General features: G+C 59.7%; 20 protein-coding genes. 16 read left to right on the top strand and 4 right to left on the bottom strand.

Annotation, left to right across the window (positions count from 1 at the left end):
• Positions 1-8 precede the first annotated feature (8 nt).
• The 12 genes from flhF (at position 9) to H7A13_10995 (ending at position 11,253) form a co-directional block, all read left to right on the top strand.
• Positions 9-1,508, top strand: a complete 1,500-nt coding sequence (gene flhF / locus H7A13_11050) for a flagellar biosynthesis protein FlhF (GenBank protein MCP5333872.1) — start codon at positions 9-11, stop codon at positions 1,506-1,508.
• Between the two features lie 46 nt (positions 1,509-1,554).
• Complete coding sequence (locus H7A13_11045; protein ID MCP5333871.1) at positions 1,555-2,382, top strand: MinD/ParA family protein; 828 nt, start codon at positions 1,555-1,557, stop codon at positions 2,380-2,382.
• Between the two features lie 3 nt (positions 2,383-2,385).
• Complete coding sequence (locus tag H7A13_11040; protein MCP5333870.1) at positions 2,386-3,120, top strand: RNA polymerase sigma factor FliA; 735 nt, start codon at positions 2,386-2,388, stop codon at positions 3,118-3,120.
• A 189-nt stretch (positions 3,121-3,309) separates the two neighbouring features.
• Positions 3,310-3,696: a chemotaxis response regulator CheY gene (gene cheY / locus H7A13_11035; GenBank protein ID MCP5333869.1), complete on the top strand. Its 387-nt coding sequence runs from the start codon at positions 3,310-3,312 to the stop codon at positions 3,694-3,696.
• 33 nt (positions 3,697-3,729) lie between these two features.
• The gene (locus H7A13_11030) at positions 3,730-4,506 is read left to right on the top strand and encodes a protein phosphatase CheZ (GenBank protein ID MCP5333868.1); all 777 of its coding nucleotides are present in this window, start codon (positions 3,730-3,732) and stop codon (positions 4,504-4,506) included.
• A gap of 11 nt (positions 4,507-4,517) precedes the next feature.
• The gene (locus H7A13_11025) at positions 4,518-6,569 is read left to right on the top strand and encodes a chemotaxis protein CheA (protein ID MCP5333867.1); all 2,052 of its coding nucleotides are present in this window, start codon (positions 4,518-4,520) and stop codon (positions 6,567-6,569) included.
• Positions 6,570-6,678: 109 nt separating this feature from the next.
• The gene (locus H7A13_11020) at positions 6,679-7,725 is read left to right on the top strand and encodes a chemotaxis response regulator protein-glutamate methylesterase (GenBank protein MCP5333866.1); all 1,047 of its coding nucleotides are present in this window, start codon (positions 6,679-6,681) and stop codon (positions 7,723-7,725) included.
• Complete coding sequence (locus tag H7A13_11015; GenBank protein ID MCP5333865.1) at positions 7,725-8,465, top strand: flagellar motor protein; 741 nt, start codon at positions 7,725-7,727, stop codon at positions 8,463-8,465. Before H7A13_11020 ends, H7A13_11015 begins: the two co-directional genes overlap by 1 nt.
• 8 nt (positions 8,466-8,473) lie before the next feature.
• Positions 8,474-9,394, top strand: a complete 921-nt coding sequence (gene motD / locus H7A13_11010; protein ID MCP5333864.1) for a flagellar motor protein MotD — start codon at positions 8,474-8,476, stop codon at positions 9,392-9,394.
• Between the two features lie 40 nt (positions 9,395-9,434).
• Positions 9,435-10,235: a ParA family protein gene (locus tag H7A13_11005; GenBank protein ID MCP5333863.1), complete on the top strand. Its 801-nt coding sequence runs from the start codon at positions 9,435-9,437 to the stop codon at positions 10,233-10,235.
• Between the two features lie 85 nt (positions 10,236-10,320).
• Entirely contained in the window at positions 10,321-10,800 is a 480-nt protein-coding gene (locus tag H7A13_11000; GenBank protein MCP5333862.1) for a chemotaxis protein CheW, read from the top strand.
• Between the two features lie 48 nt (positions 10,801-10,848).
• On the top strand, positions 10,849-11,253 hold the full coding sequence (locus H7A13_10995) for a DUF2802 domain-containing protein (GenBank protein ID MCP5333861.1): 405 nt from the start codon (positions 10,849-10,851) through the stop codon (positions 11,251-11,253).
• Positions 11,254-11,468: 215 nt separating this feature from the next.
• Here H7A13_10995 and tilS read toward each other — a convergent pair whose 3' ends face one another.
• The 3 genes from tilS to dnaE all read right to left on the bottom strand — a co-directional run bounded on the left by tilS (position 11,469) and on the right by dnaE (position 17,351).
• Positions 11,469-12,848 carry a tRNA lysidine(34) synthetase TilS gene (tilS, locus tag H7A13_10990; GenBank protein ID MCP5333860.1) on the bottom strand — a complete coding sequence of 460 codons (1,380 nt, stop codon included), beginning with the start codon at positions 12,846-12,848 and terminating at the stop codon, positions 11,469-11,471.
• 12 nt (positions 12,849-12,860) lie between these two features.
• Positions 12,861-13,817, bottom strand: a complete 957-nt coding sequence (locus H7A13_10985) for an acetyl-CoA carboxylase carboxyltransferase subunit alpha (GenBank protein ID MCP5333859.1) — start codon at positions 13,815-13,817, stop codon at positions 12,861-12,863.
• Positions 13,818-13,883: 66 nt separating this feature from the next.
• Positions 13,884-17,351: a DNA polymerase III subunit alpha gene (gene dnaE, locus H7A13_10980; protein ID MCP5333858.1), complete on the bottom strand. Its 3,468-nt coding sequence runs from the start codon at positions 17,349-17,351 to the stop codon at positions 13,884-13,886.
• 316 nt (positions 17,352-17,667) lie between these two features.
• On the opposite strand from dnaE, the gene adk reads away from it, so the two are divergent.
• Entirely contained in the window at positions 17,668-18,315 is a 648-nt protein-coding gene (adk, locus tag H7A13_10975) for an adenylate kinase (GenBank protein MCP5333857.1), read from the top strand.
• 49 nt (positions 18,316-18,364) lie between these two features.
• Complete coding sequence (gene hemH / locus H7A13_10970; protein ID MCP5333856.1) at positions 18,365-19,384, top strand: ferrochelatase; 1,020 nt, start codon at positions 18,365-18,367, stop codon at positions 19,382-19,384.
• Between the two features lie 26 nt (positions 19,385-19,410).
• On the opposite strand, the gene H7A13_10965 is transcribed toward hemH, so the two are convergent.
• Positions 19,411-20,076 (bottom strand): flagellar brake protein, encoded by a 666-nt coding sequence (locus tag H7A13_10965; GenBank protein MCP5333855.1) that lies wholly within the window; start codon positions 20,074-20,076, stop codon positions 19,411-19,413.
• A gap of 201 nt (positions 20,077-20,277) precedes the next feature.
• Here H7A13_10965 and H7A13_10960 point away from each other — a divergent pair, with 201 nt between their 5' ends.
• Both H7A13_10960 and H7A13_10955 read left to right on the top strand, forming a co-directional pair.
• Positions 20,278-21,306: an MBL fold metallo-hydrolase gene (locus H7A13_10960; GenBank protein ID MCP5333854.1), complete on the top strand. Its 1,029-nt coding sequence runs from the start codon at positions 20,278-20,280 to the stop codon at positions 21,304-21,306.
• 49 nt (positions 21,307-21,355) lie between these two features.
• Positions 21,356-22,459, top strand: a complete 1,104-nt coding sequence (locus tag H7A13_10955) for an NADH:flavin oxidoreductase (protein MCP5333853.1) — start codon at positions 21,356-21,358, stop codon at positions 22,457-22,459.
• The last annotated feature ends 1 nt before the right edge of the window (position 22,460 follow it).

The following is a 22,460-nucleotide window of genomic DNA, read 5'->3' as shown; positions in this document are numbered from 1 at the left end:
TCAATGTCATGCAGATAAGACGTTTTGTTGCGCCCGATAGCCGCACTGCCCTGCAACAGGCGCGTGAAGCCTTGGGACCGGATGCGGTGATCCTGGCCAACCGCACCCTGGCCAATGGCGTCGAAATTCTCTGTACAGCGGATTACCCGCTGCCGATGCAACCCCAAGGCGATGCTCCGCTGGCGGCGCCGACGATGGCTGCGGCGCCAGTGCAACAGCCAGCCGAACCTGCCACTGGGACTGCCACAGCGATGGCATCCTTTGTCCCTGCCAGCGCCACCACCGATACAGCTCAAGGAACAGCGAGCGCAGCCGTCGGCCAGAGCAGAGTGCCGAGCGCGATCCGCTTCCCCAGAACGGGTCAGTTCCGTCTGGGTGAGAAAGTGGCATCAATGTTGACCAAGGAGTTCCAGCAGGCGAGACCACAGAACGAGCAACCTCCCACGCAGCAGCCGATCGCAACGCCCAAGTCTGCTGAACTGCCAAAGGGTGCTGCGGAGAATGGAGCGCACGCAACGGTCTCGACGCAGTGGGCCGAACGGCATGAACTGGAGCAGTTGCGCAACGAGTTGCAGGGGGTGCGTGAGTTGTTGAGCAGACGGATCGTTGCGCCCGCTGCGGCACCGCTGCATGCGCAGGGCGAATCCATTCCGCCATCCCCGTGGCGCCGCACGCTCGAGGAGAGACTGCAACGTCTTGGTCTGTCAGCAAGGCTCGCTGCCAGACTGCTCGATCGGTTTGACGCCGACGTGTCGGCTGAGTCGGAGCTGGTCTGGCGTGAAGTGCTGGGGGAACTGGTTGCCCGAATTCCGGTCGTCGGCGAAGACCGCGCCATGCAGGGTGGCGTGATCGCGCTGATTGGTCCGACCGGTGCCGGCAAAACCACCACGGTGGGCAAGTTGGCGGCACGTCATGTACTCAGGCATGGGGCCGATCAGGTCGCACTGGTCACCACCGACTGCCACCGTGTCGCCGCTCATGAACAACTGCGCATCTTTGGGCGAATCCTCGACATCCCGGTGAAGGTGGTCGATGAGCGCCGTGATCTCGACACCGTGCTGCACAGCCTGCGTGACCGCCGGCTGATTCTGATCGACACCGCTGGTCTGCATCCTGCCTCCGAGCAGTTCGCCAGCCAGCTTGCCACGCTGTCGAGTGCCAGAACCCCCATCGACAGCTATCTGTTGCTGCCCTGCACCAGTCAGCGTTCGGTGCTGGAGCGGACCGTCAGGCACTACGGCGCCATCGATCTGGCCGGGGTGATGCTGACCAAACTCGATGAAGCGTGCAGCCTGGGCGAGGCGCTGGAGGTGGTGATCGAACGGCAGTTTTCGATCGCCTATGTCACCGATGGCCAATCGATTCCCGATGACATCAGACTGCCGAGTGCATTGGAACTGGTCAGCCAGGCCGTCGACCTGATGGAAACCGAACAGAACGGCATGAAACAGGATTTGATCTGGGCATCTCCCGCCTCTCAGGAGAGCACGCTTGCCGTGCCGGCCTGAGCGGTGCCATGCCCGACTCACCACTTTGTCAGGAGCATTTCGCAGGATGAACAGTTTTCACCCGGTACAGGTCATTGCCGTGACTGGTGGCAAGGGCGGCGTCGGCAAGACCAATGTCTCGGTCAACCTGAGTCTGGCGCTGGCGGATCTCGGTCGCAGGGTTGCACTGCTCGATGCCGACCTCGGGCTGGCCAACGTGGACATCCTGCTGGGACTGACGCCGAAAAAGAACCTCGCCAACGTCATCAATGGTGAATGCGGACTCAAGGAGGTGATGCTCGATGGTCCGAACGGCATCAGGATCTTTCCGGCCTCATCCGGCACGCAGAAGATGGTCGGGCTCGATCCGCGCGAACATCTTGGTCTGATCCACGCCTTCAGCGAACTGGATGACGAGCTTGACCTGATGGTCATCGACACCGCCGCCGGCATCTCCGACAGCGTGGTCAGCTTCGTGCGGGCGAGTCAGGAGGTGCTGGTGGTGGTCTGTGATGAGCCCACCTCGATCGCCGATGCCTATGGCCTGATCAAGGTGCTCAACCGTGACCATGGTCTCAGCCGCTTCCGTATTCTGCCCAACATGGTCAAATCGCCGCAGGAGGCGAGCCAGATTTTCGCCAAGTTGACCAAGGCGACCGACCGCTTTCTGGATGCCTCCCTGCAATTGTGCGGCTTCATTCCCTACGATGACTTTCTGCGCAAGGCGGTCAAGCGCCAGCGCGCACTCTATGAGCTCTATCCTGGCGCCATGGCCTCCAAGGCCTTTCAGGAGCTGGCCAAAAAAGTGATCGCCTGGCCGGTTCCGAAAACACCCAGCGGCCATTTGCAGTTCTTCGTCGAGCGGCTGCTGGCGCCGCTGCGGGCGACTGGCTGAACCGTGCGCCACACGCTCTACGCCGAGGCGTCGCGCTGCACGACCAGTGAACTGGTGACGCGCCACAGCGAACTGGTCAAACGCATTGCCTATCACCTGTTGTGTCGCCTGCCACCGACGATACAGATCGAGGATCTGGTGCAGGCGGGCATGGTGGCGTTGATCGAGGCAGCGCAGAAGTTCGATGCCGGCAAGGGCGCCAGCTTCGAAACCTATGCCGGCATTCGCATCCGTGGCGCGATGATCGACGAGGTGCGCAAGGGCGACTGGACGCCACGCTCGGTGCACCGCAACGCACGTGCCATCAGCGAGGCGATCCAGCTGCTGGAAAATCGCCTTGGCAGAGAGGCCAGAGAGAGTGAAATCGCCGCGGAACTGGGTGTGGACCTTGCCAGTTACCACACCATGCTGCAGGACCAGGCTTTCGCCAAGCTGCAAAGTTTCGAGGAGCTGCTGCCCGAGGCCGAAGAGGATGAGGGTGATGAGTTCGATCTACCCGGATCTCATGCCGGACCACAGCAACAGATCGAGCGCGAGCACTTCATCGCCGCGCTGGGCAGTGCCATCGGCCAGTTGCCGCAGCGCGAGCAGCTGGTGCTGTCGCTCTACTACGACGAAGAGCTGAACCTCAAGGAGATCGCGGCGGTGCTGGGCGTCACCGAGTCGCGCATCAGCCAGATCATCAGCCAGGCCGCACTGCGGCTGCGGGCGCGTCTGTCGAGCTGGCGATCAAGCTAACCTGCTGTTTCAAAGGATAAATACCTTCCCGGCCGTCGGCGTCTCTGTCGGTGGCTTGGCCATCGTGCGTGCTTCTGCCTGTCAGATGCATTTATCCGGGTAAAAAACTGGCCAGCTCGCCATCCCCGTCTAGACTTGTGGAAGTGGGTATGACGCCTGATGTTCGGATTGCAGCGAGTGGAGGTTTCCTTGGACAAGAACATGAAAATTCTCATCGTCGACGACTTCTCGACGATGCGACGCATCATCAAGAACCTGTTGCGGGATCTCGGTTTCACCAATACCGATGAGGCCGATGATGGCCTGACCGGTCTGCCGATGCTGCAAAAGGGCAACTACGACTTTCTGGTGACCGACTGGAACATGCCAGGCATGACCGGTCTTGATTTGCTCAAAGCGGTACGTGCCGACGAGCGGCTGAAGAATCTGCCGATCCTGATGGTGACGGCGGAGGCGAAGCGTGAGCAGATCATCGAGGCCGCCCAGGCGGGGGTCAGCGGTTACGTGGTCAAACCGTTCACGGCAGCCACGCTCAAAGAGAAAATCGAGAAGATTTTCGAACGAATCGCGGCCTGATCACGAAGATGGGAGGCTAATACAATGATTCAGATGGAACAGCACATCGAGCGTGACGAAACCATGGAGCATCTGGTGGACAAGGCACGTTCTTTGGTTGAAAACCTTGAAAGCGGCAATCTCTATGACACGCATAAGTTGCTGGGTGACATCTATGCCGCGCGGGAGAGAAAGCTCTATGAAGAGGTGGGAAAACTCACCCGTGGCCTGCACGATGCATTGATGGATTTTCACATCGACGCCGGTATCGGTGAAGAGGCCCAAGAGGAAATCTCGAAGATCTCGGATGCATCGGACCGGCTTGGCTATGTCATCAAAATGACCGATGACGCGGCCAATCTGACGATGGACAAAGTCGATGAAGCGGTGCCGATCGCGGATGAAATACGTTCTACCTCAAAGGACCTGAATGAAGATTGGAAGCGATTCAAAAGAAGGGAGCTGACTCCCGAGGAGTTCAGGAATCTTTACCAGCGCGTGGGTGACTACCTCGACGGCACCGAAGTCAGAGCAGAGCGGATGCAGAATTCGCTCAACGACATTCTGATGGCGCAGGGCTATCAGGATTTGACCGGACAGGTGATCAAGCGGGTCATCACGCTGGTCAAGGAGGTCGAAAACAGTCTGGTGGAACTGGTCAGAATGGCCAGCAGCGTAGAGAAAATTGCCGGAATCAATGCTGAGACAGGCGACAGTGTCGAGCCTCAGAAAGTCGCCCTGGCCGGACCCAATGTCCATGGAGAAAAAAATGTGACCGTGGTTTCCGGACAGGATGAGGTCGACGATCTTCTCTCCAGCCTTGGATTCTGAGGGGCAGCATCATGAACCATGAAGATGAAGAAATTTTGCAGGATTTTCTGCTGGAGGCTGGAGAAATTCTTGAGCAGCTCTCGGAGCAACTGGTGGCGCTTGAGCGTGATGCCGACAACATTGATCTGCTGAACTCGATTTTTCGTGGTTTTCACACCGTGAAGGGCGGTGCGGGCTTTCTTGGTCTGAAACCATTGGTAGAGATCTGCCACGTTACCGAAAACCTGTTCGATGCATTGCGCAAAGGACAATGCAGAATCACCGGCGAATTGATGGATCTGACTTTGCAAGGTCTTGATTCAATCAATGTCATGTACCAGCAGTTGCAGCAGCGCGAAGAGCTTGCTGCCGCCAATTCTGGACTTCTGGCACGAATCAAACGTCTGGTTGAGGGTGAACAGGAGTGCGTGGCGCCCAAAAAGGAGGTTGAAACTGCCAGACCGGCAGCTGCGGTACCGCAGAAAAAAGTGGCTGGTTGCGCCAATGACGTGGTCGAGCAAGCGCTGCGCGAGATGCTGGATGAAGCCGAAGCACCAGCCGCCCAAGGTCTGTCTGCAGCAGAGCGTGATGAGATCACCGACGATGAGTTCGAGATGCTGCTCGATCAGTTGCATGGCAAGGGAAAACATGGCGGTGTCCCGGCCATCAAAACGGACGGGGTGAAAATCGACAACAAAGCGGCTGGCAGTGATCTGATCAATGATGATGAGTTCGAAGCGGTGCTGGATGGCCTGTATGGAAAGGGCAAAGGTCCGACTTTCGAGCAAAAGTCCGGCAAAACCCGGCACAATGATGTCGTTTCGACGCCGGTTTCCGCCCTCGAATCATCTTCATCTTCTGGCATTCTGAAAAAGGCAGAGCCGGTCAGTGCCGCCAGTGCAAAAGAGACACCGGCGGCCGCTGCCGAGAACACCGTTCGGGTCGACACGCATCGGCTCGACGACATCATGAACATGGTCGGCGAACTGGTGCTGGTCAGAAACCGCCTGGTCCGTCTCGGTGTCGACAGCCATGATGAGGAGTTGAGCAAGGTCGTCACCCATCTGGATGTGGTGACCGCGGATTTGCAGAATGCGGTGATGAAGACCCGAATGCAGCCGATCAAGAAGGTGTTCGGACGCTTTCCGCGGGTGGTCAGGGATCTGGCGCGTTCGCTGGGCAAAGAGATCAATCTGGAGATGATCGGCGAAGAGACCGATCTGGATAAAAACCTGGTCGAGGCACTGGCCGATCCATTGATTCACATGGTCAGAAACTCGGTTGATCATGGCATCGAGATGCCTGATGAGCGGGTTGAGTCGGGCAAATCCAGAGCGGGTCGCATCGTTCTTTCTGCAGTGCAGGAGGGCGACCATATCATCCTGTCAATCACCGACGATGGCCGCGGCATGGACCCCAACAAATTGCGCGCCATCGCGGTCGCGCGTGGTGTGCTTGACAAGGATGCGGCCGAAAGACTTTCGGACACGGAATGTTTCGATCTGATCTTCGCGCCGGGTTTTTCAACGAAGAGTGAGATCTCTGACATCTCTGGCCGTGGCGTTGGCATGGATGTGGTCAAGACCCGGATTGGCCAATTGAATGGCTCGGTTTTCATCACCTCTGAGTTGGGTCGTGGAACGAAAATAGACATCAAGGTTCCCCTGACATTGGCCATCATGCCGACGCTGATGGTGATGCTGGGGGATCAGGCCTTTGCCTTCCCACTGGCCAATGTCAACGAGATTTTCATGCTCGATCTCAGCGACACCAATGTCGTGAATGGTCAGGAGATCATTCTGGTCAGAAACAAGCCATTGCCGCTTTTTCATCTCGGTCGCTGGCTGTGCAAGAACCCTGGAGAGACACGGAATGTCGAGAATGCACATGTCGTGATCGTCACTGTTGGAAATCAGCGAATCGGGCTTGTCGTCGATCAGCTTCTTGGTCAAGAGGAGGTGGTCATAAAATCATTGGGTGCGATGTTGGTGGGCACACAGGGTGTGGCCGGAGCGACCATTACCGGAGATGGTCGAATTGCCCTGATTCTGGATATTCCTGGAATCCTGAAGAAGTATGCCTGATTTCCATGTCTGGAATCATTCAGTTCGGAATCCTTGTGCTGCGCAAATGGATTCTTTCTGATATGAACCCAGAGCGTGCATGTTGAGAATTCCGCAAGGGCAGGATGTCATGTCGATTCGAGTTCTGGTTGTTGATGACTCACGATTTTTCTGTCGCAGGCTGTGTGAAATATTGAGCAGCGATCCGGAGATCGAAGTGGTCGACACCGCCATGAATGGACAGGAGGCGATCGACAAGACCATCGAATTTTCGCCTGATCTGGTCACCATGGATTACGCGATGCCGATGATGGACGGCATCCAGGCGGTTCGTGGAATCATGGAGCGGCGTCCGACGCCGATCCTGATGCTCTCCAGCATGACCTCCGAAGGCACGCAGGTCACGCTGGATTCACTGGAGGCCGGCGCGGTCGATTTCATCGCGAAGGATTCCATCGCGCTGGCCGGCCGGGATGGCGCGCAGCGCGCTGATTTGATCAGCCGCGTCAAAGGTCTGGCCAGCAGCAATTTCAGAGCGAGGCGCACTGCCCTTGCCCATGGAGTGGGTACAAGGAGTGCAAGACCAGTTACCGCGCGAAGCGCGACGAAAAGAATACGTCTGGTGGTGATTGGCGCATCCACCGGTGGTCCCGTTGCGGTTCAGAAAATCCTGCAGGAGCTGCCGGCGACTTTTTCAGCGCCGATTGTGGTCGCCATCCACATGCCGCAGACATTTACCGGAATTTTCGCGGAGCGGCTCAACCAGAGTTCAAAGCTCAAGGTCAAGGAGGCCGCTGAAGGCGATCTATTGCGCTCTGGAGAGGTGCTGCTGGCACCGGGCAACAAAATATTGAGCATCTCCGGTCAGCAGGGTGGCTGTATCCATCTGAACGAACCAGGCCGGAATGACATTTACTCTCCATCGGTTGACCATGCCTTTTCGACTGCCGCACAGGCCTTTCCCGGCTCGGTTCTGGGAGTCGTCTTGACTGGAATGGGTCAGGATGGACTGCTGGGCGCAAAACAGCTGAAAGAGAGCCATTCACGTCTGTGGGCGCAGGATCAGGCCAGTAGCGTGATCTATGGCATGCCGATGGCGGTCAGCAAGGCCAATCTCGTCGATCACGTCTACTCGCTTGCAGAGTTGTCCGAACATCTCGTTGCCGAGGTGTGTTGATGGATATTCTGAGCATTCTCGGCCTCATCGTCGGTTTTGGCGGAATCATTGGCGGCAACCTTCTCGAAGGCGGCCACATCAGTGCACTGCTCAACCTGCCGGCGATCATCATCGTGGCCAGTGGCGCCTTCGGTGCTGTCATGCTGCAAACACCGATGCCAACGTTTCTGCGTGGACTGAAGATGATGGCGTGGGTCTTCATGCCACCTCCGGTCCGCATCGACGAGGCAATCCAGAAAATCATCGAATGGAGCCAGATTGCGCGAAAGGAGGGGCTGCTTGGTCTGGAGGCCATTGCCGAGGATGAGCCACACCCCTTTGCGAAAAAGGGACTGCAACTCGTGGTCGATGGCGGTGAACCTGATGACATCAGGGAGATTCTTGAGGTTGAGCTGCATCAGATCGAAGTGCGCGATCTGGCCTCGGCAAAGATCTATGAAGGCTTGGGGGGCTACACGCCAACGGTCGGGATCATTGGTGCAGTATTGGGTCTGATCCACGTGATGGGCAACCTGGCCGATCCAAGCGCATTGGGTCCAGGCATTGCCGTGGCCTTCGTTGCCACCATTTATGGGGTGGCACTGGCCAACCTCATATTTCTTCCGGTCGGAAACAAATTGAAGAGCGTGGTCCAGTCGCAAAGCCGTTACTACGAAGTGATGATCGAAGGGTTGCTGTCGATTGCCGAAGGTGAAAATCCGCGCATCATCGAACTCAAGTTGTCCGGCTATCTAAGCTAGGAAATCTGATGGCCAAGCGTCATGTCGAGCATGAACATGAAAACCACGAACGGTGGCTGGTCTCTTATGCTGACTTCATTACCCTGCTGTTTGCATTCTTCGTGGTGATGTATGCGGTCTCTTCGGTCAATGAGGGCAAGATGAAGGTTCTCTCCGAAGCGATGACCGAGGAATTCAGAACGCGGTCTGTGCAATTTCCGGTGCCACCCACTTCGTTGAAACCGATTCAGATTGGAGAGCTGAACCGGGAGCAACCGGCCTCGATGGTGGAGGGTCATAAACTTTCCCCGGGCAATCAGATTGAGCAGGCGCAGGGCGATGAGGCCGAAGAGGAGCTGGAAGGGATCAAAAAAGAGCTGGAAGTCAAACTTGGAGAGTTGATTGGTGAAAACCTTCTGACCATTTCCGGAAACGGCAGATGGCTTGAGATCGAGATCAACTCGAACATTCTGTTCGAGAGTGGTGAAGCGGAGCCCATTGGTGAGGCCAACACGATTTTCCTCAAGTTGGCACAGATATTGGGAGAATATGGCAACGCGATCCGCGTGGAGGGTTTCACCGATGATCTGCCGATCAACACCGCCAGATTTCCGTCGAATTGGGAATTGTCGGCGGCACGGGCTGCCAGAATCGTCACGATTTTGACGAAATATGGTGTCGATCCCAGGCGAATGGCAGCAGTGGGGTATGGTGAGTATCAACCCGTCGGCGACAACCGCAGCAGTGAAGGGCGCGCCAGGAATCGTCGGGTGGTGCTGGTGATTTCAGCGGATCGTCAGGTGCGCAAACAACTTGATCTGTCAGTCGATTCTCCTGGTCAGTCCAGGGATGTGATGAAGCTGGATGGCAGTGAGAAGAGCGAAACTGTCCAGCGACCAGAGGTCATCGGTAGAAACCCTGCCGTGTCGGCCTCAGGAAACTCGAACTAACGACCTTGTCGGTACAGGTTTTCATTTTTGGAGAGCGGTCATGGAGATCATCGCGAGTGCGAATCAGAAGGGTGGTGTTGGCAAGACCACATCCGTGGTCACGCTGGCGGGCCTGCTGGCAAAAAATGGTTCCAGAGTGTTGATGGTCGACATCGATCCGCAGTGTTCATTGACCTGCTATTTTGGTTTCACACCCGAACTGCTCGATGCGACCAGCTATCATCTTTTTCCTGTTCCGGGCGGCAATATCGATGCCGTTGACATGCTGATTCCTCTGGAGGAGAAAAACCTCGTTCTGCTGCCATCGTCGCCGGCCATTGCAACAGTTGAAAAGCAGCTTTTCGATCAGAAGGGCATGGGTTTTGTCATTTCCAGCGCGTTGAAGGGATTGAGAAGCCATTTTGACTACATTTTCATCGACACACCGCCGGCACTGGGCATTCTGATGATCAATGCACTGGCGGCGTGCGATAAATTGCTGGTTCCGGTGCAGACCGAATATCTTGCATTGAAGGGGCTCGAACGAATGATCGGCTCGCTGGAGATGATGGCGCGGATCCGCAAAAAACCGCTGGACTACACGATCGTTCCGACAATGGTCGATCGTCGAACCCAAGCCTCATTGCGCAGCTTGCAGGCACTTCGTGACAATTATCGAAGGAACATCTGGTCCGGCTCAATTCCAGTTGACACCAAGTTTCGCGAAGCAAGCCTGCTGGGCCGACCGCTTGCGAATGCTTTTCCATCGAGCCGCGGCGCCAAGGCCTATGAAGCCCTGTGGCATGAGCTGAAAAATCCACACCGATCTGATGTCGAGAGCAATGCACTGGAGATGGCTTGAAGTTGATCTATATTTTGAGAAAGCCGGACGCGGAATTTTTCCGTTCCATCCATGTCGAATGAAAAATTGAATAGAGGATACCCGGATGAATACAGCTGCAGCACAGAACGCCTATGACCAGGTCATACAATGGGTCAGCTTCAAGCTGGATGGCGAGACCTATTGCATCGATGTGATGAAGGTTCAGGAGGTGCTGAGATACACTGAAATTGCCCCTGTTCCTGGCGCACCATCCTATGTTCTTGGAATAATAAATCTGCGCGGAAAGATCGTGACGGTCATTGATACCCGGGCACGTTTCGGATTGAAAGAAGATGAGATCACCAGCAATACACGAATTGTGATCGTCGAGACCAGCCAGAAGATCATCGGCATTCTGGTCGACAGTGTTTCCGAGGTGGTCTACATACGTCAGTCAGAGATCGAAACGGCGCCGAATGTGGGAAGCATGGACAATGCAAAATTCATTCAAGGTGTCTGCAGCAAGAATGATGAGCTCTATATTCTTGTCGATCTCGATCAGCTTCTCAATGAAGACGAGTGGCTCGAGGTGGAAAAGGTCTGATCTGTTGTTGCCGTCGAATGGGGCGGTTGAGATATTGAGGAGATCGCCATGACGGATCTGTTGACACTTGAGCAGTCGTGGCCGGCGCTGTTGCTGTTTTTTTCAACGCTCCTGGCCTCCTGTCTGCTTGCCAGGATGCAATTCAGCAGGTTTGAGAAAAAAATCACATCGGATCTGAAAGTGCTTGCTCAAACTGTAGCGCTCATTGAGCAGAGCAGTTTTGGTTTTGGGAGAAATCTGCATCTGATCGAACGCAATGTCAAAGAGCTCAGGATGCTGCATGATGAACTTGAGTCGAAGAGTGGCGCCGAGAATCTCTATCTGCAGGCAGCCCAAGTGGCGGAAATGGGCGCAACGGCTGCTGAGCTGATGAATAACTTCGGTTTGTCCAAGGTGGAAGCCAAACTGATCGAGGCACTTCACGCCGCGCGCGCTGACGCCAGGCTTCATTGACCTCACGGAGTCCTTCTTGATTCAACACCGGCCCATGGCCGGTGTTTTTTATTCCAGCGTTTTCACCCGTTGCGCCTCTTCGATGACCCGGTGATTTTCTGCTCAGGTGTTACTTTGAGAAGGAGCACTTGTGAGAGGTGTGGTTCGGAGGGTTTGAAAAGCGGGCCCCTGTCGGAACTTTCGGAAATCGATCTGACCGTATGATCGCTGTCGTTTCACGGTCCGCTGGAATCAGCGAACGCAGGCAGCACATGGCTGCCGGCCGGTTGCCAGCGAAAGTGCAGGCCACCCGCTCCGGCTGCACTGCGCCAGCCCGGCATGATGGCAACGCCGGGAATGACGACCAGGCTGTCGTCCTGATAGATCAACGGAATATGGCTGCGCAGCCAAGGAGGCACCCCTGCCTGTTGCAGCAGCCTCTTGAGGCGATGCCGGTCAGCCTGCTGCGTGGGGTCACCACTGTGCCGAAAGCGAAGGGTGATGGGGATGCCGGGGCGCAGTGCCACGCCGCCTGCATCCTGCCACTGCTGCCAGAGCCGGCTGCCGTCGGGCAGTTGCAGGAATGCTGTGCTCAGATCCCACTCCAGTTCCATTGTGCTGGCCGGCGGCGGCAGGGGCGGCATCGCGTAGAGAAAATCACGGTAGCGGCGCACTTCGACCCCTGGCCAGTTCACCAGCGGCTGGCGGTCGGCGGCGGCGGGCATCACTTCGTCCAGGATGCGTTGCAGGCGGTTGTGGTCGGGCAGCGGCAATCCATTCAGCCCCAGCCAGTGGCGCAGCAGGTTGCGCTGGCGCGCATCGTCGAGCTGTTGCAGTGAGGGGATGTGCAGACGATCGAGACGGTGTTGGGGTGCATTTGAGAAGTCGATCGCGGCCAGTTGTTGCAGCAGTTGTGCGCTTTCGGCGGCCAGCGCGGCACTTCGCAGCAGGGTCCGGGCATGGTTGGGCCAGCGGGCGGCGATGGCAGGCCGCAGCGTGTGGCGCAGGTAGTTGCGGTCGAATGCGGGGTCGATGTTGGAGGGATCTTCGATCCAGGTCAGCTGGACCGCATCGGCATAGGCGCGCAGTTGCGCGCGGGGCAGGGCGAGCAGCGGGCGGGACAGGCTGGCGTGACCGAGTGGACGCTGGGCAGGAATGCCGGACACTCCGGCCGGACCACTGCCGCGCAGCAGTCGCAGCAGCAGGGTTTCGATCTGGTCATCCTGGTGGTGGGCCATCAGCAGTTGGTCGCCGGGCAGCAGGAAGTCGCTGAAGGCGCGGTAGCGCACCTCGCGCGCGGCGGCTTCGACGCCGCGGCCACCTGATCTGTCCACCGCGACGCAGCGCAGGTGAAAGGGCACCTCGAGCTGTTGTGCCAGCGCTCGACAATGGCTGGCCCAAGTGGCCGCCTCGGGGTGCAGATCGTGCTGGACATGCAGTGCATGCAGCGGTTGCGTGGGCAGGGCATGCAGCCGGCGCTGTGCCAGACAGTGGACGGTGGCGTGGAGCAGCACCATCGAGTCGAGTCCGCCACTGAAGGCGACCACCCAGCGTGCCGGGGCGGGTTCGGCCGCCAGATGGCGGGAGAGGGCGGTGACGACCGAGGAGCCGCTCACTGCCGGCTGGCCTCAGTTCACATAGTGGCCGTAGGAGAGGTAGCGGCGGTAGCGGCGTTCGACCAGCTCCTCGGCTGAATGACGTTTGAACTCGGCGAGCCGTTCGATCAGCGCATGCTTCATCGCGGCGGCGGTGGCGTCATAGTCGCGGTGGGCACCGCCCAGTGGTTCGGGAATGACCTGGTCGACCAGACCCAGCTCTTTCAGTCGTGGCGCAATCATCGCCATCAGTTCGGCCGCTTCGGCGGCCTTTTCGTTGCTTTTCCACAGAATGGTCGAGCAGCCTTCGGGCGAGATGACTGAGTAGGTGGCATATTGCAGCATCATCAGATGGTCGCAGACACCGAGCGCCAGCGCGCCACCCGAGCCCCCTTCGCCGATCACGGTGGCCAGAATCGGCGTCTTCAGCCGTGACATCACTGCCAGGTTGCGGGCGATTGCCTCGCTCTGTCCGCGCTCTTCAGACTCGATGCCCGGGTAGGCGCCGGGGGTGTCGATCAGTGTGATGATCGGAATCGAAAAGCGTTCGGCCAGCTCCATCAGCCGGCACGCCTTGCGGTAGCCCTCGGGCTGCGGCATGCCGAAGTTGCGCAGGATCTTCTCTTTGGTGCCGCGGCCCTTTTCGTGGGCGATCACCATCACCGGTTCGCCATCCAGCCGCGCCAGACCGCCGATGATCGAGGGGTCGTCGCGAAAGTGGCGGTCGCCATGCAGCTCATCGAATTCGTCAAAGATGCGGTTGATGTAGTCGAGGGCGTAGGGTCGCAGTGGATGGCGCGAGATCTGCACGATCTGCCAGGCCGAGAGGTTGCCAAAGATCGATTCGGTCAGCTTGCGGCTCTTCTCTTCGAGCTTGGCGATCTCGTCGCTGATGTTGAGCTCGTTGTCGCTGCCGACCATGCGCAGCTCTTCGATCTTGGCGCGCAATTCGGCGATGGGCTGTTCGAAATCGAGGTGGTTGAGGTGCATGTTCCGGCGGTTCCGAAGGGTTGATGCGGTCGGCAGGCAAGAGCGCCGAAGGTCCGCAAAAAGGGCTCAATGATAACTCATTCTGACCCGATCGATGCCGAACTGGCCGCGCAGCCGTTCGAGCAGCTGATCGGTCGGACGCACCCGCCAGGCAGCGCCCAGATGGATGCGCCCACCCACTGCATCGCCGCGGTAGTTGAGCAGCACCGGGCAGCCGTCGCCGCGGTAGGGGGCGAGCAGTTCGGCGAACTGGCGGTCGAAGTCGTTCGGCAACGCATCGCCCCGCAGATCGAGTTCGAGCTGGCGAACCAGGCGTGTTCGTGCCTCGTCGAGGGTGCTGAGGCTCTTGGCGCGCGCCTTCAGGCTGCTGTTGTACTCATCGAGGCTGACGCTGGCCTCGATCAGCAGAATCTCATCCTTGATCAGTTTGTCGCGCTGCTGCTGATAGTCATCGGCAAAGAGCGAGATCTCGATGCGGGCGGTGCGGTCATCCAGTGTCAGAAAGGCCATGGTGTCGCCGCGCTTGCTGCGCAGCGTGCGCACACCCAGCAGCAGTCCGGCGAAGAGCTGCGGACCGTTGTCGGGTTGCAGGTCGGCGATCTGGGTCACCTTCATCGCCCGCAGTTCGTCACGGTACTGTTCGATCGGATGGCCGGAAAGATAGAGGCCGAGGGTCTCCTTCTCGGCCTGCAACTGCTCGCGCAGGCTCCAGCGCTGCGCGCTGACCTGCATGACCGGTTGACTGCTGATCAGGCTGCCCGGCAGCAGTTCGCCGAACAGATCGCGGGTGCCGCTGGCACTGTTGGCGGCGCTCTGCTCGGCCGCCTGCAGGGCATTGGGCAGGGTGGCGAGCAGGGTGGCGCGGTCGCTGCCCAGCTCATCCATGGCGCCCGATTTGATCAGCGCTTCGAGCGCTCGCTTGTTGAGCTTGTGGCTGTCGCAGCGGCGGCAGAAGTCGAACAGGTCGATGAAGCGGCCGCCGCTGCGGCGGGCACTGTTCAATGCGTCGATCGGCCCCTCGCCCAGCCCCTTGATGGCGCCGAGCCCGTAGATGATCGACCCCTCCTCGACATCGACACTGAAGCGGAATTCGCCGCGGTTGACGTTGGGTGGTGACACCCGCAGCCCCATCTTGCGGCACTCCTCCACCAGCAGCACCACCTTGTCGGTGTGCTGCATGTCCGCTGACAGCACGGCAGCCATGAAGAAGGCCGGGTAGTGGTGCTTGAGCCAGGCGGTCTGGTAGGAGATCAGCGCGTAGGCGGCCGAGTGCGACTTGTTGAAACCATAGCCGGCGAACTTCTCCATCAGGTCGAAGATCTCCTCAGCCACCGCCGGCGGCACGCCACGCTGGCTGGCCCCGGCAGTGAAGCTCTTGCGCTGATCGGCCATCTCTTCGGCCTTCTTCTTGCCCATCGCCCGCCGCAGCATGTCGGCGCTGCCCAGGGTATAGCCGGCCAGCACCTGGGCGATCTGCATCACCTGCTCCTGATAGAGGATCACCCCATAGGTGTTGGCGAGAATCGGCGCCAGGGTTGGATGCAGGTAGCGCACGGCGGCCCGGCCATGCTTGCGATTGATGAAGTCATCGACCATGCCCGATTGCAGCGGTCCGGGCCGGTAGAGCGCAACCAGCGCGATGATGTCCTCGAAGCAGTTGGGCAGCAGGCGGCGGATCAGCTCCTTCATGCCGCGCGATTCGAGCTGGAACACCGCCGTGGTCTCGCCACCTTGCAGGTAGCGGAACACCTCCGAGTCGTCGAGCGGCAGACTTTCGATCGCGATCGGCGGTTGGCCCTGACTGGCGCGAGCCTGATTGATCGCCTTCACTGCCCAGTCGATGATGGTCAGCGTGCGCAGACCGAGAAAGTCGAACTTGACCAGACCCGCCGCCTCGACATCATCCTTGTCGAACTGGGTCACCAGGCTGCCGCCCGACTCATCGACATAGAGCGGCGTGAAGTCGGTCAGCCGGCCTGGCGCGATCACCACGCCGCCGGCATGTTTGCCGACATTGCGGGTGATGCCTTCGAGCTTGAACGACATCTCGATGATCTCGGCCACCTCGTCGTTCTGCGCCATCAACTCCTTCAGCGCCGGCTCCTGTTTCAGCGCCTTCTCCAGCGTCATGCCGACCTCGAACGGGATCAGCTTGGAGATGCGATCACCCAGGCTGTAGGGCTTGCCCTGCACCCGGGCGACATCACGCACCACCGCCTTGGCCGCCATGGTACCGAAGGTGATGATCTGCGAGACCGCCTCGCGGCCGTAGCGTTCGGAGACATAGTGGATCACCCGGTCGCGGCCATCCATGCAGAAATCGATGTCGAAATCGGGCATCGACACCCGCTCCGGATTCAGAAAGCGCTCGAACAGCAGCTCGTAGCCGATCGGGTCGAGGTCGGTGATCCGCAATGCATAGGCGACGATCGAACCGGCGCCCGAGCCGCGGCCGGGGCCGACCGGCACGCCGTTGTCGCGCGCCCAGCGGATGAAATCCATCACGATCAGAAAGTAGCCGGAAAAACCCATCTGCACGATCACATCCAGCTCAAATTCAAGGCGTTGCAGATAGCTCTTGCGCTTTTCTTCATCATCGATCGACTGCTGGGCGAACCGCTGCATCAGCCCCTCATGGGCCAGCCGGCGAAAGAAGGCCTCTTCGCTTTCGTCGGTCGGCACTGGATAGTCCGGCAGAAAGTTCTTGCCCAACTGCAACTCGAGCGTGCAGCGGCGGGCGATCTCGACGCTGTTCTCCAGCGCCTCGGGCAGGTCGTGGAACAGCTCGGCCATCTCCTGTGGGCTGCGCAGGTACTGCGCCTCGCTGTAGAGCCGGGGGCGGCGCGGATCGTCGAGCGTGCGCCCCTCCTGAATGCAGACCCGCGCCTCATGGGCCTCGAAATCGTCCCGGTCGAGAAAGCAGACCGCGTTGGTTGCCACCACCGGGCAGGCGAGCCGCTGCGCCAGCGCCACCGCCCGTTGCAGATAGAGCTCCTCATCCGTTCGACCGGTGCGGGTCAGCTCAAGATAGAAGCGGTCAGCAAAGGCCTGTTGCCACGCCTTCAGTCGTGCTTCGGCCTGTTCCGGCCGGTCGTTCAGCAGCAGCCGGCCAATCTCGCCATCACGGCCACCCGACAGGGCGATCAGCCCGGGCGCGGCCTCCATGACCCACTCCTGCCTGACCAGCGCGCGCCCCTGATGGCGGTTTTCCAGATAGCCACGTGAGATCAGCGTGGTCAGGTTGCGGTAGCCGGTCTGGTCACGCACCAGCAACAGCAGCGGCGCGAACTGCCCGGGCTGTTCCGGGTTTTCGACCAGCAGTTGCGCGCCGACGATCGGTTTGATGCCGGCGGAACGGGCTGCCCGATAGAACTTCACCAGCGCGAACAGATTGCTGATGTCGGTGATGGCCACGGCCGGCATCGCCAGCTCGCGCGTCCGTTCGACCAAGGCATCGATGGCGATCAGGCCATCGACCAGCGAATACTCGGAGTGCAGATGCAGATGGACGAAGCCCGGAGCAGTGCTGCTCATGCCGTGAACCGCGCGGTTGTGTCGTGCCGGCAAGGCGAGACAGCAGAGGAACAAAAACAGCCTGGAGTCACCGGTTGGATCTCGTGGAGGGTGGGCAGCGGGTTTGCTTTGGCGCAAGGCGCAGTGTGTAGCGCGACCTGGGCTGATTTTCTCCGATCACGGCATCCTCGACCAGTGACAGGATCTCGATGGCTGGCGGTCAGAAGTGCAGCTGTGGGCTCCCGGTCGCTTTCAATATCAATCCCCCCGGTGATGCGATAAAATCCCCCGTTCCATGACGAATGGCCAATTCATCAATAACTTCTGGAGCATGGGCATGCGTTTGATCCTGTTGGGTCCTCCGGGCGCGGGCAAGGGGACTCAGGCCCGTTTCATCTGCGAGCATTTCTCGATTCCACAAATCTCGACCGGTGACATGCTGCGTGCGGCGGTGAAGGCCGGCACGCCCTTGGGGCAGCAGGTCAAGGCGGTGATGGATTCGGGCGCCCTGGTCACCGATGAGATCATCATTGCGCTGGTGAAGGAGCGCATCGAACAGCCAGATTGCCAGAAGGGCTTTCTGTTTGATGGCTTTCCGCGCACCATTCCCCAAGCCAATGCGATGGTCGATGCCGGCGTGCAGATCGACCATGTGGTCGAGATCGCAGCCGACGACGAGGAGATCGTGCGGCGCATCAGTGGCCGTCGTGTGCATGCGCAATCGGGCCGCGTCTACCATGTGCTGTTCAACCGGCCGCAACGCGAAGGCCTCGATGATGTGACCGGTGAGCCGTTGATCCAGCGCGATGATGACAAGGAAGAGACCATCCGCAATCGACTGAAGATCTACCACGAGCAGACCCGGCCACTGGTCGATTTCTATCGGACACGGGCGGCCCAATCCGCCTCGCTGCGCTATCACACCATCGACGGCATGGGTGAGGTCGACCAGGTGCGTGCGGCGATTCTGAGTTCGCTCGGCTGAGGTGGTCCGCCTGCACGGCTGATTATCGCGTTCGACTGCTTCTGTTCCCATGCCGCAGCCAACCTCAGTGGCGCAATTACCACGTCGATATGGCGTTCTGCTGGTCAATCTCGGTTCGCCAGCCGCGCCCGATGCCGCTGCTGTGCGCCGCTTTCTGCGCCCGTTCCTGGGCGATCGGCGGGTGGTCGAGATTCCTCGACCACTGTGGTGGCCGTTGCTCAATCTGTTCATTCTGCCGTTTCGCGCGCCCAGGGTGGCCAGGCTCTATCAGCGCATCTGGATGGCCGAGGGTGCGCCGCTGCAAGTCCATCTCGAGCGGTTGCGAGAGGCCGTTACGGCCCGGTTTCATGCAGGGAGCAGCGGAGGAGATCGGATCGAGGTGCGTGCGGCAGTGACCTATGGTGCGCCTGCGATTGCCGATCAGCTCGATGCACTGATGGCAGCCGGCAGTGATGAGGTCATCGTCATTCCGCTCTATCCGCAATATTCCGCCACCACCACCGCGGCGGTGTTCGATGCGGTGTCACGCTGGATGCGGCAGCGCCGGGATCTGCCCGGTCTGACCCTGGTCAAGGATTACCATGACCATCCGCGCTACATCGAGGCGCTGGCGCAATCGGTGCGGACAGCGCAGCAGCAGTTCGGCACACCCGAGCGGCTGCTGTTCTCCTTTCATGGCATTCCGCAGGCCAATGTTGACCAGGGTGATCCTTACGCACGGCACTGTCACCGAACGGCTGAAGCAGTGGCGCAGGCGCTGGGACTGGAGCTGGGGCAGTGGCAGGTGGCGTTCCAGTCACGCTTCGGGCCGGCGCAGTGGCTGCAACCCTACATGGATGAAGCAGTGAAGGCGCTGGCCGCAGAGGGTGTCCGGCACCTGCAGGTGATTTCGCCGTCATTCTCGCTCGACTGTCTGGAGACGCTCGATGAGATCGACCATGAATATCGGCAGCTTTTTCTTTCGCAGGGTGGCGAGCGGTTCCACTACGTTCCGGCGCTCAACGCCGGTGATTCTCAGGTCGAGCTGCTGGTCGAGCTGATCTCATGCCATCTGCCGGTGGCACGCTGAGGCGGCCGATGGGCGCTGCTCTGGGGTCAGGCAATGGCCAGACAGGCGTGGACGAAGCTGTAGATGGCCAGATAATTGTTTCGGCTCAAGGTGTCGAGTTCGATGCCGTAGCCGATTTTGCGTTCAGCGTCAGCAGTTGGAGTGCTCTTGCCTGATTCGTTCATCGAGCGAATGGTGCCGGCCGGTGCCATCGCATAGCGGTGCTCGTCGATCTGCAGCTCCATTTCGATGTGTATCGGCTGTCCCACCTGCAAGGCGTTGGGCGTCGTCTCCAGCCGCATTCCGCGGGTACTGATGTCCAGAATGTGTGCCGGCAATCGCGCTTCGTCTGCTTCTCCCAGATTGGTGATCACTGTCGCCATCAGATCGCAGGGGGCGCGCAGGGCCGAGCGCACCTTTTCGATGGCGACATCGGCCGGGTAACTCAGGTGCAGATAGGGAAAGGGGTAGGTGCAGATGTGGCAGATCTGGGTGGAGAAGGCGTAGATGTTGTTGTGCGCAAAGTAGCGCACGGTGACCGGCCAGCCGACCCGGGCTGGCATGAAGCTGCCCGCCACCTTGGGGGTGGTCACCAGTATGGACTTGCCCGTCAGATAGCCGATGACGCGAGAGGCCAGACGTTCATCCTCCTGATGTTGAACCTGCAGTTGCAGTGCGATGCCTGGCGCCAGATGGAGATCGTTCAATGACATGGTGTGGCAAACAGAATGGTCCGACCGAAACGGTATGTTTGAAAGTGTAGCAGTGGTTGCTCAGGGCGGTGGCCGCGCTCCGATGCCCCGGAACAAAAAACGACCTTCAGCGGGCGGCCCAATCTGATCTGTGGTAACTTCGGTGCTCTTTTTTGCTGCCGTGGCGGCAGCGAGCCACTCGACATGGAGGCAACTCGATCAATGCAGGGCGATCTCAATTTTCCCTACCAGGATGGACCGCAAGGCGGAACGCTGCGCCAGGTGGCGGAGGGTGTCCACTGGTTGCGGATGCCGCTGCCGTTCAGCCTGACCCACATCAATCTCTGGCTGGTCGAGGATGGCGAGGGTTTCGCGATCATCGACACCGGCATCAATGATGCCAAGACCCAGGGTTTCTGGGAGCAGATTTTCAATGACCATCTTGGCGGCCGGCCGATCACCCGCATCTTCGCGACCCATTGCCACCCTGATCACATCGGCGCCTCCGGCTGGTTGTGCGAACGCTGGGGTGTGGAGCTGTGGATGACGCAGGCAGAGTGGCAGCAGGCCAACATCGGCGAACTGCGTGCCGGTGGCGCATCGCGGCCGGCGATGGCCAGACATTTCGAGCGGCTCGGCTTTCCGGTGAGCCGGCTGCGCAAGATGGGGCGGATGCAGGGTTACTTTCAGAACATGGTCGGCCCGCTGCCGCCGAGTTACCGGCGGGTTCGCGGCGGCGATCGAATCGAGATCGGCGGACGCACCTGGGTGGTCTGCATCGGTCGTGGCCATTCGCCGGAACATGCCTGCTACCACTGCCCGGAGCTGAATCTGATGGTGGGCGGAGACCAGGTGCTGCCCTACATCACCCCCACCATCGGTGTCTCGGCCGATGAGCCGCACGGCGATCCGCTGGGGCTCTACCTCGAATCGATCGAACAGTTCTACGCACTGCCCGCTGACTGTCTGATCCTGCCGGCGCATGAACTGCCCTATCGGCAGATCCAGTTCCGGCTGACCCAGTTGAAGCTGCACCACCAGGAGCGCTGCCAGTTGATGCTCGACACCTGCCGGACGCCGCAGACCGCGATGGTGGCGACCCAGGCGATGTTCGCCCACCGTGAACTCTCCGGCTTCGATGTGATGCTGGCACTGGGCGAGACGCTGGCCCACCTGCACTACCTGCTCTACCGTGGGCAGATCAGGCGGTCCATTGATGACGAGGGCATCTACCGCTACCAGGCGTGCTGAAGCGGCGACGGTTTCACACCACTTCGAGAATGAATGAAGGAGCTGATCGATGAATCCAGTGAATGATCTGCTGTTTGCACCCTTCAGCTTCAAGGCGCTGAAGCTCCCCAACCGCATCGTCATGGCGCCGATGACCCGCAGCCACTCGCCTGATGGCGTACCGACCGACGAGGTGGTGGGCTATTACCGCCGCCGGGCCGAGGCCGAGGTGGGGCTGATCATCACCGAGGGCACCACGGTCGATTACGCCAGTGCCAGCAATGACCCCAAAATTCCTTCGTTCTGCAAAGAGGCGTCACTGGTCGGCTGGCGCAAGGTGGTCGAGGCGGTCCATGCGGCCGGTGGCAAGATCGCGCCGCAACTGTGGCATCAGGGGGTTGCACGCAAGGCCGGCACCGGCCCGCAGCCGGATGCGCCGGTGCTCTCGCCGTCTGGTCTGGCTGGACCGGGCAAGCCGGTTGCGCAGCCGATGAGCATCGCACAGATCGAGCAGGTGGTCCGACAGTTTGCCACGGCGGCGGGCCATGCCCGGCGACTCGGTTTCGATGCCATCGAACTGCATGGCGCGCATGGCTATCTGATCGATCAGTTCTTCTGGGAAGGGACCAATCAGCGCGACGATGCCTACGGCGGCAGCCTGCTGAAACGCACCCGTTTCGCGGTGGAGATCATCGAGGCCTGCCGTACCGCGGTGGGGCCCGATCTGCCGATCATCCTGCGCTTCTCGCAATGGAAGCAGCAGGATTACGAGGCCAAACTGGCGCACACGCCCGAGGAGCTGGAGCAGTTTCTGACGCCACTGGCGCGGGCCGGTGTCGACATCTTCCATGCCAGTACCCGCCGCTTCTGGCAGCCGGAGTTCGAAGGCTCCGAGCTCAACCTGGCCGGCTGGACCAAAAAGCTGACCGGCAAGCCGACCATCACCGTCGGCAGCGTGGGGCTCGATGACGACTTCATCGCCTCGTTCATGGGCAAGGGTGCTGGTACGGCTGGCATCGACCAGTTGCTGGAGCGGATGCAGCACGGCGAATTCGATCTGGTGGCGGTTGGCCGGGCACTGCTGCTCGACCCGAACTGGGCGCGCAAGCTGCACCGCGGCGAGGTCGACCAGTTCCAGCCCTTCAACCCGGCGGCCTTGGCGACGCTGAGCTGAA

The organism is Pseudomonadales bacterium (assembly GCA_024234215.1).
Taxonomy (GTDB): Bacteria; Pseudomonadota; Gammaproteobacteria; order Pseudomonadales; family UBA5862; genus JACKOQ01.
The sequence above is the reverse complement of the archived record's forward strand: the minus strand, read 5'-3'. Positions and strand labels throughout refer to the sequence as shown.